The following is a 14,224-nucleotide window of genomic DNA, read 5'->3' as shown; positions in this document are numbered from 1 at the left end:
CCTACCTATTTTCTTCGCTTCGCTGCTCGCGCAAGAAATAGCCCGGCTGCTACCCTAATAAGCAACGCGCTGTATTTTAGCTGGTAAAAAGTATAATTCCTATTTCTTACCTACGTTAACTGGAAACGCACTTTTCTGGGCAGAATTTAGGCTCGGACTGTATCAAAAGCCCCGTATGACTGCCGCAATTGGCAGTTGTACAGGGCTTTTATTTTTGCACTTTACTAATAATTCGCTTTTCACACAAAAGGTTAAGAGTACCACGTTCTTTTCAAGGCACTTGACATCAGAGGCATAGTCGTCGTATTTTTGCAAAACAATTCAGAACGAGATTTAATGACTGCCACTCGCGCCAATAACTAGCGATGGTAACATTATCTCGAAGCACCAACCAGAAGCAGGTGTAACCATCCACCACCTCACAATACTTCTGTTGTGCCTGTGCTAGCCGGCCCTCGTCAGGCCCTCTAGCATCCACCTTTCATAGCATTCCCACAGCAGCACCAAAATGCTGCCCTGGCCGCGCTTTGTCCTTCGCTAACGTCAAACATTGACCTCGTTTTTGGGGCTGACAACCCCATTATGCCTACTCAAAGAGTTTACTGTCGATTTAGTAAAATTGTACTATCTCGGCTTTTGCACCTGATTTCAATGAAAATCAAAAACAGAGCTACTCGTAGCTCATCCAAGGCGCGGTACGCCGCACAACGAAAACGCGCTAAATCTATTAAAGTAGTAGATGCTACCGATAAAGTCGAGCGACAATTCCGCCGCGATTACGCTACACTTACCATACACCAACGCCAGCTCCTATATTTCGCGCTGGAAGCCATCAAGCACCGGCAAGGTGAAACCGACGAGGCTTACGAAGACACTTTTTTTAACCTCGTGCAGTGGGCCGTTAAGCGTGACTTTCAATCTAACGCTGAACTCACAAAGGCAATGGGAGCTGATAAACAACATCAGTTCGACCTGATTAACGGGCTAAATTATTACCAGCAACGGGTTGTAAACTTGTCCTTTGACATCGAAAAGCTACACAACGAAAGCTACGACGACGACGTGCGAAAAACGTGGGACGATGCCGAGTGTTACACGTTGCGGCTGAAGGCTGACCAACTTGAGGTCACCTTGCGGCTGCTTGAGCTCTACCGTAACGGTGCCACGGAAACCGAGATACAACAAGCGGCAGTTGAAGCCCTTTTTGACTTGCCTAAGCCCTCTCGGCGGTTAATTAGCAGGGACGAAGCCCTAGATATGCTCGGCTATTAAGCCGACTCTCTAATTGCAGAACGAACGCAAAAGCCTTGGCACTGCCAAGGCTTTTTTTGTTTAATACCGCTCGTCGCGCTCTTCGATGCCGTCGATGAACGTTTCCACCAATTGACCACTCGTTAGCATCGTGGAAGAGAACATAGCCTGTCGTAACGCGCCCTGACGGTCCACAGCTAAAACCGTGAACTGCTCCGATAAGTCAGGCACCGTTACGCCTAGCTCCGCGATGTGGCCGCCGTGCGCCTGAATGTGGACGTGGAATGGCTTTAGGCCTTCCGGCACCTGGTTAGTGCGCCAGATGTATTCCAGCCTGCATTTTGCGCATTGCACCAGAATTTGCCACTCCTTCCCCCGTTGGCCGAGCCAGTGCGCGATGACTCGACGCTGGCTGTGCTGAGTCGTCACGCCATCCACCGGGCAAACCAGCTCAGCAAAGACTTTCGGGTAGGTGACCTCGCCGGTAATTACGTTACTTTTCGCCATCTTTCGTGCTTTGTAAGAAGATAGCGCCTATCCGCATTCACCACTATGCCACTCGGTCATCACCAGTTCCGCGCCCTGAATCTAGCCGAGCAGCTCGCCATCGTGCTGGTCGAGGGCACGTACTTGGCCCGGCGGTACGAGGAGGAGGACGCGGTGAACCTGTACCACCTCGGCACTTTTTTTTGTGAGGTGTACTACAACCAGCGTTACGAGTCGATTGAGCGCACCCGCACCTTCACCGCCACGAGGTGCTTGGAGGACTACGCCGCATACATTAGCCTAGCCGACCTGTTGAGTTAGCTGCTTGATTGTCGTCTCGATTGTCTCTACGCATTCATCGAGTCGCTTTTTGACGTCGTTGCCCCAAAACCGAAGCACGTGCCAGCCTGCGGTTGCTAGCTCCGCGTTCACACGGACGTCGCGGGCAACATTTGTCTCAATCTTTCGCTGCCAGAACGAGAGGTCGTTTTTGATTTTGGCTTTCTCGGTTTCCCAATTCTTGCCGTGCCAGAACTCGCTGTCAATAAAAATGGCAAGCCGGAGACGTGTAAACACGATGTCCGGCTTGCCAATAATACCAGTGTAGTTCTTACGGTAACGGTAGCCCTTGCTCCAGAGTGCTTTTGCCAATGCAGTTTCAATCTTAGAGTTCTTCGATTTAACTGCCCGCATCATTTTGTTGCGGTGCGCTGCATCCTGGGTGGTGGCCATACTATGCTACTTTCATTCTAAAATGCCCCCGCTCTAGTTGCTGTCGCACACTCTCCGCGACTGTCTGAGCTAGCAACACGGGCACGGCGTTACCCAGTTGCCGCATTGCCTCACCCCACGAGCCGGTGATGAAGTAATCGTCGGGGAAAGTCTGAATACGGGCCGACTCTCGGACGGTTAAGTAGCGAACGCTGCCGTCGTAAAAGCGAATCATATTCTCACCGCCCGGTACGCCGTGGTCGCCAGCCTTGATGGTTTTTGAAGGCTCATCGATTTCGCTGCCGGTGTGACCAGGATAAGCAATTGCCCCACCACGGAACTCGTGGTTCATAATCTGGTGCGACGCCCAGTAGTCTTCTCCTTCAACAGGAGACGGAAGACCTACCAATGCGTCACGGATGGTGCGCCAGCGAAGCGTATCGGGACCAATAAGCAGGCCATAACGGTCTTTGAGCTTATCAATCCGACGTTTCATTTTCGTGTCCAACTGCGGGCGGTCTGCTCTGGCCATTTTGTGCTCATCCCAATACTCGCCGGTCACCCACTTCGCCCACAGTAGAGCGTCTTGGGAGTGCGTGGGTTTTGGGAAAGACCATTCCTCGTGCAAATCCGAGCGGAACCCAATGATGAACACCCGTTCGCGCTTCTGCGGTACGCCGTAATCAGCAGCATTAAGCAGACGGAAAACGGGGCGATAGGCTAACCCCTCGTAGGTATTGCCAGTGTGTGCCCGCTCCAAACGGCTTAGATGGTCTTCAACCGTTTCGTCCTCCTCCTTCACCAACTCGGGGTAAGACAGACGGAGTATCACGTACTCCAAATACGACGCGAAGCCCGCGCGTAGCAGGCCCTTCACATTCTCGAAAATGAACGCTTCCGGCCGCAGCTCTGATACCGCGTGAATGGCGCTGGGGAACATATCCCGCGCATCCATATGGCCCTGCGCCTTGCCACCCATTGAAAACGGCTGACAGGGTGGCCCACCAGCCACAATGTTAATGTGACCAGTGACTTCCTTGGCAAAATCAAAAGCTCTTACGTCACCTTCAACCACGCGCCAGTGCGTTGCGTGATGAAACTCGCGCGACTTGTTTTCGCGCAATGTATTGCAAGCGTGCTTATTCCACTCAAGCAAGGCTTCGTGCTGAAAGCCAGCATTGCCCATTCCGATAGCTAAGCCACCGGCACCCGAAAACATCTCTACGGACCTCATTCGTTACCTGTCTTTGCTGCACCAGAGCAGCACTACGATTTCAACGAAGATAGCAGCAAATCGACCCGTTCGGCTCACCCAATACCAGAAAATTTAGCTTAGAGGAGCATTACATTGGTCCAAAAGCTACGAACTAATGGTCTTAGCTAAATGGGACTCAATGAACGATAGAATACCTGTTTTTTCCGGAACCGGTCCTCGGCACTTATCAGCCCATTCCCTACCAGGATGCAATACATCCCAAGGAGACTTAGACTGGTCGAAACGTCTTTTGCCCGGAGTGTGATTACCGAAACCATCTAACCCAGCATTCCACAGAGGCTTATGACGCCGGATAATAGCAGATTCAACGGGGCCAGTTAGTCCAGCAAACTCCTCAGGAATAACCATAAACCGGCAATAGAAATCGCTCAGCTTTATAGTGTCCTCTACCCCATTCTTAACGCCATAGTCGTGCGCTTTCTGAATGCTACCCGCGTGCTGCCTGAGCCGCGAATAAAGGGAGGTATGATTACCATCGTGCTCTACCAATCCCATCCGTGCGCCAGGAGCCACTGCTTTGCCAACATACAGCGGCGTTAAAAATCCCTGAGCGTTTCTTGTAGCTAGAGGGGCATAGTATGAAAACGCTCCTTTGTAATAGATGGCGTAAACTCCGCCGCCTTTGAAGCGCATTGCTTTGCTAGGTGGGAGTTCATAAACTGGTGATGAGTCAAAGTAATCAGCTGCCTCAAGTAGCAACTCCCTAATTGACCCAGACTGAAATGTGTGTTTGCTGACATTAAACGGTTCCATACAATGAATCCCCTTGTATGTTAACAAAGGGGGTACTAAAGTATGGAAACAAAACTTCTTTCCCTAGCAACAGCCATAAAAAAACCAGAACACGTGTTCTGGTTTTTTTATGGCTGGCAAATCTATCATTTTAGATTTTCGATGCGCTCCACAAACAAATCGTACGGAGGACGTCCGGGGTATATGGAAGCTATGAACTCCTTATCTTCTTCCGAAAGGTCTGCATTGAGCCCTACAGCATACGAAGCATCATCTAGCAAAGCTGCATCAATAGGGTAGTGCATTATTGACTGGCTATCGTAAACACTGTTAGTTAACGGCCTTGAATACTTGTTGATAATATTGTCATCAACCTGCTGCTGTGTCCAATTCTGGGACTCTTGGTAATATTTGTAAACAGCCTCTTTATTCCAAGGGATACCTGCCCCTTGATGTTCGTGAGTGCAACCTATAGCGTGCCCAAACTCGTGTAAAATAGTCCGTTTGAATTCAAAGTCGGACGTTGTTTCATCAAACCAACCAAAATTCATTGTAGGCTCATTCTGGTTTATCGTGTCACAATCAGTACCGATATACGACCAAGAACGGCCGTCAGGATTAAACGAAACACGAATTTCCGTTTCGCCTGATTCAACAAACTTAAAGTCTAAATTGGCGTAGCGAGCCCAGATAGGAGCGAATTCTTTGACTTTATTTTGCAAGAATTCAGAGCCATTTATAAACCTTACTCTAAGGGTTTTCCCGTTACTCCATTTCTCATTTTTAGATAATTTCAGCTCAAATAGCTGCTCCCTATCTTCAGGGGAAAAGCTAATGAGCAGCATATTTCCGGTTCTCGCTGCTTCGTCTAATCTATTTTTAGTCTTTGTACTTAAGCCATCAAGCAATAGATTCTTAGGTCTTTCTCTGTATGCTGTCACGATGTCGAAAAGCGAATGCTCATCTAGCGGAATAGACTTTTCAATGCAAGAGCAGATACGTGGTTTGTTTTCCATTTTGAATGTTTGTTTTGGAACTTGAATAAGAACGTGCAAAGTAAGGAATTATCTTAAAACAAGCAACGCCTGTCTCACATTATGAACATAGTTGCTTACCCGCCTTCTTTTGATTCTCTGGGTAGAAAGGCCATACAAATACGAGACTAGCACCACCAGCGCTCAAGGCAGTACGTGCCTACTTCAGTGGTGCGGTCTTCAATCTGCTTCTTGTTGAAGCCATTGGCTGTATCAATGGCGGAGCCCAGCAGACGCGTCATCTTGTACTTGCTTCGGTTGTAGAACTCGATTTTGTCCGTAGCCCCCTTGTTCCGCGCAGCAGAATTTAGGCTCTTCTCCAACGGCGTCAGGTTGCCCAGTGAATCCTCGAAGCTCAAGAAGTCTTCTGTGTTCTTAAAGCCGAGTCCTTTGGGTGCGAACTTAGGCGTTTGCGAAAGCACGTGCTCAATGGTGGGCACACGTCCGACAAAGGCTTTCAGTTGGTCAACGTTGTTGAGCTTCCCGGATAGGTGTTCGGAGTAGGTGAGGAAGATGTGGTTTAGGGCTCGGTTACCATAGATGTTGCCCCACAGGTAAGATTGAAATAGCTCTTTCGGCATCCAGTGCCCGTTGAACCATATCAGCCAGTTCTCAACATCGCCTTCATTGCGGTTCGCCAACGAGTGGGTGAAGTTCGCAATGTGCGACTTCGGGTCAGTTCCTCGCGTTTTGTAGACGCGCACATCAATCAACTCAATCAGGTCGAAGAAGGTGTAATGACTGCGCTTGGGCAAAGGCTTATCAATGAGCCCAAGTGCCTCCATCTTGGTCACTAACGGGTACAGTGTAGCAGACAGGTTCAGAATCACGAACAGCCTGTAATACTTTTCGTTGGTTTCCGCTTTCTGAACTACTTGGCGACAGGCGAAAAAGAAGTCGTGAAGGCTGCTTGCGTACTCCTTGATAAACGCCTCCATTTCACTGAAGTCCCCATCACCTGCGTCGCTCCTCATCTTGGTGAGCCTCCTTTTCAGGAAGTTGAGCACCTGACTAGCCGAAGGGTCATAATCCTCATCGGAGAAGCTCACGAAGTGGTAGCGCATTATATTGTCCTCATTGAAATCTTTGTTTGCAATTAGTGTGATATTCAGCGACTCACCAATGTGCTTGATGTCATCGTAAATCTCAAAGATGTCGCTGAAGATGTCGTTGATTGAGTTATCAAGACGCTTGCCTAGGTACCTATTGGAAAAGTAGATGAGTAGGCTTTTTGCCTTTTCGATGTTGGACAACGGCTTGCCCCTGTCGTTTACCGTCTGGAATATCCGAATGGCATCGCCTTCGGAGTTCTCCACGAACTCCATAATCTCAAGCTTCTCTATTGACTTGAGAAATTTGAGCTTATCAGGAATCGCTGCCACCTTGGCCTCAATCTCTTCAAAAGCCCCGCTGAGAAAGCGCTGGCTTTTGTTCTGTGGCTCACCCACAGTCCCGCCTAACAGGTCCACGAAATACTTCTGGTCGCGACTTAGAGGCAACAGCCGATGCCTGTCGCTCTCGCTGATGTATATCCGCTCGTAGAAATGAGAGTCGCGTTCTTCTAAGTGCTTCACCAGTTCCGCCATCATCAGCGTAATGGTGGTGATGCGTTGCTGGCCGTCAACGACGTGAAACTTCTCGTCGTCATCGTCATCCCGCGACAAGACTATGGTGCCGATATAGTGGTTAGAATTGGTTTCAACCGCTTCGGTAACGTCGTTGAACAAATCCCGAACGTTGTTCTTTTCCCACGCATACCCGCGTTGGTATTTCGGAATTTCAAAGAACCTGCCGTTGAAGAAATCCCTGATTTTGATGCCTGCCATTGTTCTATTGAGTGGTTGTTATTGATAAATTGAGATGACTACCGCTTGCGAGCCCAATTGAAAAATGCTCCAGTTAAAACCTGCGCTTCATCACCGGCTTCCATTGGCATCATAGCGACGGTCATCTTGGCTGGCTGACCATCAATGTCGCTTGTGATTGCGAACGAGTGTTCATCAGATTGATGGTCCGTTGAGAAATCAGTGGTTTTGTTACCGTAGAGGTCCAAAAATCTCTTGACGACCTCAAGCTTAGTGTCTATTGAAGTGTATTCAGGGACCGAATAACTAATCGCTTCACTTGGTGATACCGCGTAGTGTTCAAGAGTCATTGGATTTGGCTGAGTTGGTGTTGGAATCTTCGCTAAGGTTATAATAATTCTTCGCATTACCAAACCGGGCTGACCGTAGGGGATATAATAGGATGCAAACCCTACCCTTCCTTGAAGAAATGAGCCACGACGGCGTACGTCTCCGCCGCCCCACACAGTACCCAATGTTTCTCGTTTCCGACGACGGCCGCGTCATCGGTGCGCGTGGCTCCTGGCTAACGCCGAAACCGCAGCCAAGCGGCCACACGGCGGTTTGCTACTTCAACGCCGAAGATAAACAATGCTACGTGCACGTCCACCGGCTCGTGGCACTCTGCTACGTGGCCAACCCCGACCCGCAAACCCTGAACATCGTTGACCATATCGACAACGACCCCGGCAACAACCATTACACCAACGTACGATGGGTAACCAAGCGGCAGAACTGCCAGAACTTGCTCGGCAACAAGAACGGCAGTTCCAGTAGCAAATACGTCGGGGTGAGTTGGAAGAAGCGAGAGCAGCGCTGGGCAGCGCAGATTCGGCTCGACGGGAAGAACAAAGGGCTTGGCACCTTCAAAGACGAGCTCGAAGCGGCGAAGGTCTACGACCAGGCGCTTGCCCAAGCTGGCTTAGCCCCTGTGAATTTCCCTCTAAATGGTGTATGACGCTTTGTCACAGCGCTATCAGCGGTACAGAAAGCGGTACAAGTTTCACACCTCCGACGGTACAGACCAGACTACCTTTGCACTTTCCGAGCAACAAAAAAGCCCTTCTGACTGATTCAGAAGGGCTTAATCGTGTCAGAAATTGTACTATTTCTGACTTAATGTAGTCCGTAGGGGAATCGAACCCCTGTTGGTAGAATGAAAATCTACTGTCCTAACCCCTAGACGAACGGACCGTTTTTCGTTTTGGTGGTGCAAAGGTACGGCAAGCGGTTTTGAATTTGCAAGCGTAGTCCAAAAAAAAGCTGGGAAGCGCGAAAACGAGCCTGTTTTTCAGGCTGAAATTTTTGCCGGGGTTCGATTCCCCTACGGACTACTTAACCCAAACCGGTTCCCGATGGTTTATACGCAGCGGATAGAGCGTAGCCGCGCTACACCTGCTATCTTCGCCCCGCGTTTCAACTGGCTGCCACGGCGGCGGCCCGTCATTCATTTTTCCCCATTCCCACAATGGCAAAAATTAAAGTCGCCATCAACGGCTTCGGCCGCATTGGCCGCCTCACTTTCAAGGCACTGCTGCAGCGCGACAACGTGGAAGTTGTCGCCATCAATGACCTGACCGACAACAAGACGCTGGCCCACCTGCTGAAGTATGACTCCGTACACGGTCGCTTCAACGGCACCGTGAGCTACGACGACAACAGCCTGACCGTAAACGGCAAGCACATTGCTGCTCTGGCCGAGCGCGACCCCAAACTGCTGCCCTGGAAAGACATGGGCGTGGACGTAGTGCTCGAATCAACGGGCCGCTTCGTGGACGAGGCGGGCGCTGGTCAGCACATCACGGCCGGGGCCAAGAAAGTAGTTATCTCGGCTCCCGCCACCGGCAACATCCCGACGGTAGTGCTGGGCGTGAACGAAGACACCCTGACCGGCGACGAAACCATCATCTCGAACGCCAGCTGTACTACTAACTGCCTGGCTCCGATGGCCAAAGTCCTCGACGACGTGTTCGGCATCGAGAAAGGCTACATCACCACGGTGCACGCCTACACTTCGGACCAGAACCTGCAGGACGCTCCCCACAAAGACCTGCGCCGCGCCCGCGCTGCCGCCTACAGCATCATCCCCACCAGCACCGGCGCCGCCAAAGCCGTAGGCCTGGTGCTGCCCACGCTGAAAGGCAAGCTCGATGGCCTGGCCATGCGCGTGCCCGTGCCGGATGGCTCGATGACCGACCTGACCGTGATTCTGAAAAAAGAAGCCACGAAGGCCGAAATTAACGCGGCCCTGAAAGCGGCCGCTGAAGGCCCCATGAAAGGCATCATCGAATACACCACCGACCCGATTGTGAGCATCGACATCGTGGGCAACGAGCACAGCTGCATTTTCGACTCGGAGCTGACTTCGGCCAACGGTACGCTGGTGAAAGTAATTGGCTGGTACGACAACGAAACCGGCTATTCGACCCGCACCGCCGACCTCATCCAGAAACTTGGCGAGAAAATGAACGGCTAACTGGCGGACTGGAGAACCAGGTGAAGTAGCAGCTGGATAATTCAGACCGCAGCCCACCAATTCACCACCCCACTACCCCACCAAAAAACCGCCCGCTCCGCAGTTGTGGAGCGGGCGGTTTTTCTTTGTAGCTGATTATGCCCAAAACCTGCTTTATTCTCAACCCGACGGCCGGGCCGAACCGCCGCCGCGACACGCCCGCGCTGATTGCACAGCACTTTGGCGCGCTGGAGGCCGATTACGTAGTGAGCCTCACCGAGCGCGCCGGCCACGCCGTGGAGCTGGCCGCCGCCGCCGCCGCCCAGGGATATGAAGTAGTAGTAGCCGTGGGCGGCGACGGCACGGTGAACGAAGTAGGCCGCGGCCTGCTGGGCACCAACGCCGCGCTGGGCATCGTGCCCCAGGGTTCGGGCAATGGCCTGGCCCGCCACCTCAAGGTGCCGCTGGATTTGGCAGCGGCCCTGCGCCGGCTGGCCAAGCCCGATTTCAGCCGCATGGACGTGGGGCGCATCAACGGCCACCCGTTTTTTTGCACCGCCGGGCTGGGATTTGATGCGCATGTGAGTCAGCATTTTGCCCAGGCCGGCACGCGCGGTCTGAGTACCTACGTGAAGGTGACGCTACGCGAATACCGCCGCTTTCGGGCGGTGCCGGTGCGCATTGAGATGAACGGGCAGGAGCTACTGGAAACCAGCTGCTACGTGCTGGCTTTTGCCAACGCCTCGCAGTACGGCAACAACGCCTACATCGCCCCGCTGGCCGATTTGCGCGATGGTCTGCTCGACGTGTGCCTTATCGACGACCTGCCGGTGTGGCGGGCGCTTAAAGTATCGATAGGCCTGGCAATGGGCAATTTACCCCAGTCCAAAGCCGCCGAATATTTTCACACGGCCCAGGCGCGGGTAGTAGCCCCAGAGCCGCTGGGCTTTCACGTCGATGGCGACTATATGGGCCACGCCACCGAATTTGATGTTGAGCTATTGCCCCTGGCGCTGGCGGTAGCCGTTTAAATACCTTGAGCTATGAAAAAGAACTTCACCGGTGTGGTGTATTCCACCAACCCCGATTTTGAGTACCAAAGCGACGCGGCGGCCGAAGCTACCACGCTGCCGCCGCAACAGCAGCAGCTACGCGTGCAGCTCGACAAAAAGCAGCGCGGCGGCAAGCAGGTGACGCTGGTGACCGGCTTTGTGGGCACTGAGGCGGACTTGCAAACGCTGGGTAAGCTCCTCAAAACCAAGTGCGGCGTGGGGGGCAGCGCCAAGGATGGTGAAATTGTGGTGCAGGGCGACTTCCGCGAGAAAGTGCTGGAAGTGCTGGTGAAGGAAGGCTACAAGGCGAAGAAAATCGGGGGGTAATGCCTACATCGGCTTAATTCCCAGCCGCAGCAGCGCCTTCTCCACATCCTCCGGCGTATCGATGCCAAAGGCATCCAGCTCCGTTTCGGCGCACTGGATGGTGAAGCCCGCCTCCAGCCAGCGCAACTGCTCCAGGCTTTCGGCCGCTTCGAGCGGCGACACGGGCAGCTGGGTGAGCTGCGCCAGCACGGCGGGCTGGTAGGCGTAGAGGCCCAGGTGGCGCAGGTAGCGGTGGTGTTGCAGCCAGTCGGCCGGGGCGTGCTGACGCTGGTAGGGCAGCGGGTGGCGGCTGAAGTATAGGGCCTGCTGGCGCTGGTTGAGCACTACTTTGGGCAGGTGCGGGCTGAATAACTCTTCTTCCGACACGACCGGCTTCACCAGCGTGGCGATGGCGGGCGCGGTGGCCGGGTCCTGGAATAAATCGGCCAGGGCGTTGATTTGGGCGGGGTGGATGAAGGGCTCGTCGCCCTGGATGTTGACGATGCAATGCACTTCGGCGGGGGTGCCGAGCTGCTGAAAGGCCTCCCAGAGGCGGTCGGTGCCGCTGGGGTGGTCGGGGCGGGTGAGCACGGCCTCGCCGCCAAACCCGTGGACGTGGCGCAGGATGCGCTCGTCGTCGGTAGCCACGACTACGCGGCTCAGATTGGCCTGCTGCGCCTGGCGCACCACGCGCTCAATCATGCTTTGGCCGCCGAGGTCAACCAGGGGTTTGCCGGGCAGGCGGGTGGAGGCGTAGCGGGCGGGAATGAGGCCAAGAATCATGCGAAGCGAGGAAAAACTGCGGGAAATAGTGGGCCAAAGAACGGGATTTCGGGCCGTTTGGCGGCGGGAAATTGGGCCGCTGGATAATTGACGACGGCATTCTTCGTTATTTTGCCCCGTCTGGCCTGTTGGGCCGCCCCGGGCTGGCTCCAAATTGGGCCCGCTTTTGCTTTGCTGACTCGTATGACTGTATTTGCTTCGTTGTTGACCTTGCTGGCCCTGTCGGGTCCGGCGCCCATGTCTGCCCGGTCCGCCGTGGCCCCGCCCGATTCCGTTGGCCAGGAAATGCGCGGCTCCCAACGCTTTCTGAAGCACCGCGTGGCGGCCGGCGAAACGCTGTTTGGCCTGGCCCGCCGCTACAAGGTGACCGTAGACCAGCTCACGGCCGCCAACCCGCAGCTGAAAAATGGGTTGGCTGTGGGGCAGGTAGTAGCCGTGCCGCGCCCGGCGGCGGGCAAAGCGCCCGCCGCCCCGGCCGCGAAAACGCCGACTACCGCTGCTAAAACTACTGCGCCGACCGCCAGCGGTACGCATACCGTGGTGAAGGGTGAAACCTTGTTTTCCATTGCCCGCCGCTACAATATGTCGCCGGCCGAGTTGGCCAAGCTCAACAGCCTCTCGACCGACGCGGGGGTGCGCCTGGGGCAGAAGCTCGTGGTGAGCGGCGACGACGCGGGCGACAACACCCCGACGCCCGCCGTCACCTACCAGCCGAAAGCCACCCCCGAGCCCAAAGCCCCGGCCCCCGACCCCGCCAAACCGGCCCAGATTGCCACCGTGACCCCGGCCACGCCCGCCGAGAAAGCCGCGGAAAAAGAAGCCGAGAAAGAGGAAGACCGCAGCCCCACCCGGGCCAGCGAGGTCGTGACCCGCGTGACGGAAAATGGCATGGGCGCCCCCATCGACAAAAGCGTAACCGACAAGTACCTGGCCCTGCACAAAACCGCCCCCGTGGGCACCATCATGCAGGTGAAAAACGCCGGCAACGGTCAGTCGGTGTACGTGCGCGTCATCGGCAAACTGCCGGATACGGGCGAGAACAACAGCATCCTGGTGCGGCTGTCGCCGCGCGCGATGCAGAAGCTGGGCACGGCCGATAGCAAGTTTCGGGTGGAGACGAGCTACGTGCCGTAGTGCTGCCCCTATAGCGTACCCCACCGCAGCCGCCGGGCGGCGGTGCTACCCCTGTCCCGGGTGGCACCGCTGCCCGGCGGCTGCGCTATTTACCTAATCTGTTGTATACTTACCGCCGCTAGCCGCTCCCACTATGTTATTTATCGGGCGCTAGCACTCTTTCCCCGGGGCCCCACCCGGACAGTTCCTCTCCCTTGTCCCTTCCCTACCGCCCCCCGGCGGCCGGGAACCTAACCAGCCTGGCGGTATTGCCGCCCCGGCTGGTTCGTGAGATACACGCGCTAAGCGCCCTTTGCCGGGCCCTGGCCGTGGCTGTCGTGTGCGCTCCCCGGTCCGTCGCCCGTTTGTGGCGATGGTGAAACTCTGGCCGCTGGCTGGGTTCGATTTCCCCGTTTTTCCCTGCTTTTACGGACGCTGTAATATCATTTTTTCGGTGGCTGTTACTGACCTGGAAAGCCCGCAAACGCCCTTTTTGCTCACTGGTCGTGCCCAATGTAGCCATTTATAAAGTCTAATCCGAGCGCATTTTGAGTTGACAAGCGCCACTTGCCCCATCTACGTTTGCCCTACCTACTTCCAACGGAAAGAAACTACCCTTCCCCCCAGCCTATGAAACCCTCCCTGCTCCCCACCAGCCTGCTGGCCGCCCTGCTGCTCAGCGCCTGCGCCAAAGACGACGACCCCCAAGCCCAACTGCCCCTCGAAACCCGCACCGGCGCCAACACCATCGGCTGTCTCGTCAATGGCCAGCTTTGGACACCGAAAGGGTACAATGGCACCCTAAATTACACCGTCTCATACGACCGAACCTATAGAAAAGGGACGCTTAACGTTGGCACCTACCGCTATATTGGCAAGGGCGCTGATGATTACCAAATGGTAGGATTCTATGCGGATAGCATTCCCAGTACTGGCACTTACTCTCTCGCTATTCCTGACCATCACGAAGGAATATTTCTGGATAGAACAGGGACATGTCAGTTTCCTGGTAACGACCCTTATTTCAGGAAAGGTCAACTAACCATCACGCGCTTGGATATGCAAGCCGGCATCGTGTCGGGCACGTTCTGGTTCACGCTATACAAGCCCGGCTGCGACAGCATTCGCGTCACCAACGGGCGCTTCGATAAGAAACTCTAACCCACTCACCCTTCATTTTT

16 protein-coding genes and 1 tRNA gene are annotated in these 14,224 nt (G+C 54.3%); 8 read left to right on the top strand and 9 right to left on the bottom strand.

The window, feature by feature from the left end; all coding sequences use genetic code 11:
• Positions 1-651: 651 nt before the first annotated feature.
• Positions 652-1,272 (top strand): hypothetical protein, encoded by a 621-nt coding sequence (locus Q5H93_RS06145; RefSeq protein WP_305005621.1) that lies wholly within the window; start codon positions 652-654, stop codon positions 1,270-1,272.
• Between the two features lie 60 nt (positions 1,273-1,332).
• Here the strand turns inward: Q5H93_RS06145 and Q5H93_RS06140 are convergent, their stop codons facing one another.
• Positions 1,333-1,758 carry a hypothetical protein gene (locus Q5H93_RS06140; RefSeq protein ID WP_305005620.1) on the bottom strand — a complete coding sequence of 142 codons (426 nt, stop codon included), beginning with the start codon at positions 1,756-1,758 and terminating at the stop codon, positions 1,333-1,335.
• 45 nt (positions 1,759-1,803) lie between these two features.
• Between Q5H93_RS06140 and Q5H93_RS06135 the strand changes: the two genes are divergently transcribed.
• Positions 1,804-2,058 (top strand): hypothetical protein, encoded by a 255-nt coding sequence (locus Q5H93_RS06135; protein ID WP_305005619.1) that lies wholly within the window; start codon positions 1,804-1,806, stop codon positions 2,056-2,058.
• Here Q5H93_RS06135 and Q5H93_RS06130 read toward each other — a convergent pair.
• From Q5H93_RS06130 to Q5H93_RS06105, 6 genes are all read right to left on the bottom strand, one after another.
• Entirely contained in the window at positions 2,038-2,469 is a 432-nt protein-coding gene (locus Q5H93_RS06130) for a very short patch repair endonuclease (RefSeq protein WP_305005618.1), read from the bottom strand. The genes Q5H93_RS06135 and Q5H93_RS06130 overlap by 21 nt on opposite strands.
• A 1-nt stretch (position 2,470) precedes the next feature.
• Positions 2,471-3,682 carry a DNA cytosine methyltransferase gene (locus tag Q5H93_RS06125; RefSeq protein ID WP_305005617.1) on the bottom strand — a complete coding sequence of 404 codons (1,212 nt, stop codon included), beginning with the start codon at positions 3,680-3,682 and terminating at the stop codon, positions 2,471-2,473.
• A gap of 126 nt (positions 3,683-3,808) precedes the next feature.
• Entirely contained in the window at positions 3,809-4,477 is a 669-nt protein-coding gene (locus tag Q5H93_RS06120) for an Eco29kI family restriction endonuclease (RefSeq protein ID WP_305005616.1), read from the bottom strand.
• Positions 4,478-4,602: 125 nt separating this feature from the next.
• Positions 4,603-5,511 (bottom strand): M12 family metallopeptidase, encoded by a 909-nt coding sequence (locus Q5H93_RS06115; protein WP_305005615.1) that lies wholly within the window; start codon positions 5,509-5,511, stop codon positions 4,603-4,605.
• 107 nt (positions 5,512-5,618) lie between these two features.
• The gene (locus Q5H93_RS06110) at positions 5,619-7,316 is read right to left on the bottom strand and encodes a DUF262 domain-containing protein (protein WP_305005614.1); all 1,698 of its coding nucleotides are present in this window, start codon (positions 7,314-7,316) and stop codon (positions 5,619-5,621) included.
• A 38-nt stretch (positions 7,317-7,354) separates the two neighbouring features.
• Positions 7,355-7,645, bottom strand: a complete 291-nt coding sequence (locus tag Q5H93_RS06105) for a hypothetical protein (RefSeq protein WP_305005613.1) — start codon at positions 7,643-7,645, stop codon at positions 7,355-7,357.
• Positions 7,646-7,809: 164 nt separating this feature from the next.
• On the opposite strand from Q5H93_RS06105, the gene Q5H93_RS06100 reads away from it, so the two are divergent.
• On the top strand, positions 7,810-8,292 hold the full coding sequence (locus Q5H93_RS06100) for an HNH endonuclease (RefSeq protein WP_305005612.1): 483 nt from the start codon (positions 7,810-7,812) through the stop codon (positions 8,290-8,292).
• Between the two features lie 164 nt (positions 8,293-8,456).
• On the opposite strand, the gene Q5H93_RS06095 is transcribed toward Q5H93_RS06100, so the two are convergent.
• Positions 8,457-8,528: transfer RNA gene (locus tag Q5H93_RS06095), tRNA-Glu, on the bottom strand.
• A 274-nt stretch (positions 8,529-8,802) separates the two neighbouring features.
• Here Q5H93_RS06095 and gap point away from each other — a divergent pair.
• From gap to Q5H93_RS06080, 3 genes are all read left to right on the top strand, one after another.
• Positions 8,803-9,810 carry a type I glyceraldehyde-3-phosphate dehydrogenase gene (gap, locus tag Q5H93_RS06090; RefSeq protein ID WP_305005611.1) on the top strand — a complete coding sequence of 336 codons (1,008 nt, stop codon included), beginning with the start codon at positions 8,803-8,805 and terminating at the stop codon, positions 9,808-9,810.
• Between the two features lie 137 nt (positions 9,811-9,947).
• Positions 9,948-10,820 (top strand): diacylglycerol/lipid kinase family protein, encoded by an 873-nt coding sequence (locus Q5H93_RS06085; RefSeq protein ID WP_305005610.1) that lies wholly within the window; start codon positions 9,948-9,950, stop codon positions 10,818-10,820.
• A gap of 12 nt (positions 10,821-10,832) precedes the next feature.
• Positions 10,833-11,168, top strand: a complete 336-nt coding sequence (locus tag Q5H93_RS06080) for a translation initiation factor (RefSeq protein WP_305005609.1) — start codon at positions 10,833-10,835, stop codon at positions 11,166-11,168.
• A gap of 3 nt (positions 11,169-11,171) precedes the next feature.
• Here Q5H93_RS06080 and kdsB read toward each other — a convergent pair whose 3' ends face one another.
• Positions 11,172-11,930: a 3-deoxy-manno-octulosonate cytidylyltransferase gene (gene kdsB, locus Q5H93_RS06075; protein ID WP_305005608.1), complete on the bottom strand. Its 759-nt coding sequence runs from the start codon at positions 11,928-11,930 to the stop codon at positions 11,172-11,174.
• 183 nt (positions 11,931-12,113) lie between these two features.
• Here kdsB and Q5H93_RS06070 point away from each other — a divergent pair, with 183 nt between their 5' ends.
• Both Q5H93_RS06070 and Q5H93_RS06065 read left to right on the top strand, forming a co-directional pair.
• The gene (locus Q5H93_RS06070; protein WP_305005607.1) at positions 12,114-13,064 is read left to right on the top strand and encodes a DPBB and LysM peptidoglycan-binding domain-containing protein; all 951 of its coding nucleotides are present in this window, start codon (positions 12,114-12,116) and stop codon (positions 13,062-13,064) included.
• A 609-nt stretch (positions 13,065-13,673) separates the two neighbouring features.
• Positions 13,674-14,204, top strand: a complete 531-nt coding sequence (locus Q5H93_RS06065; RefSeq protein ID WP_305005606.1) for a Riean_0653 family protein — start codon at positions 13,674-13,676, stop codon at positions 14,202-14,204.
• Positions 14,205-14,224 lie beyond the last annotated feature (20 nt).

Source organism: Hymenobacter aranciens (assembly GCF_030580865.1).
GTDB classification, from domain to species: Bacteria; Bacteroidota; Bacteroidia; order Cytophagales; family Hymenobacteraceae; genus Hymenobacter; species Hymenobacter aranciens.
This window is presented reverse-complemented; position numbering and strand designations above follow the sequence as displayed.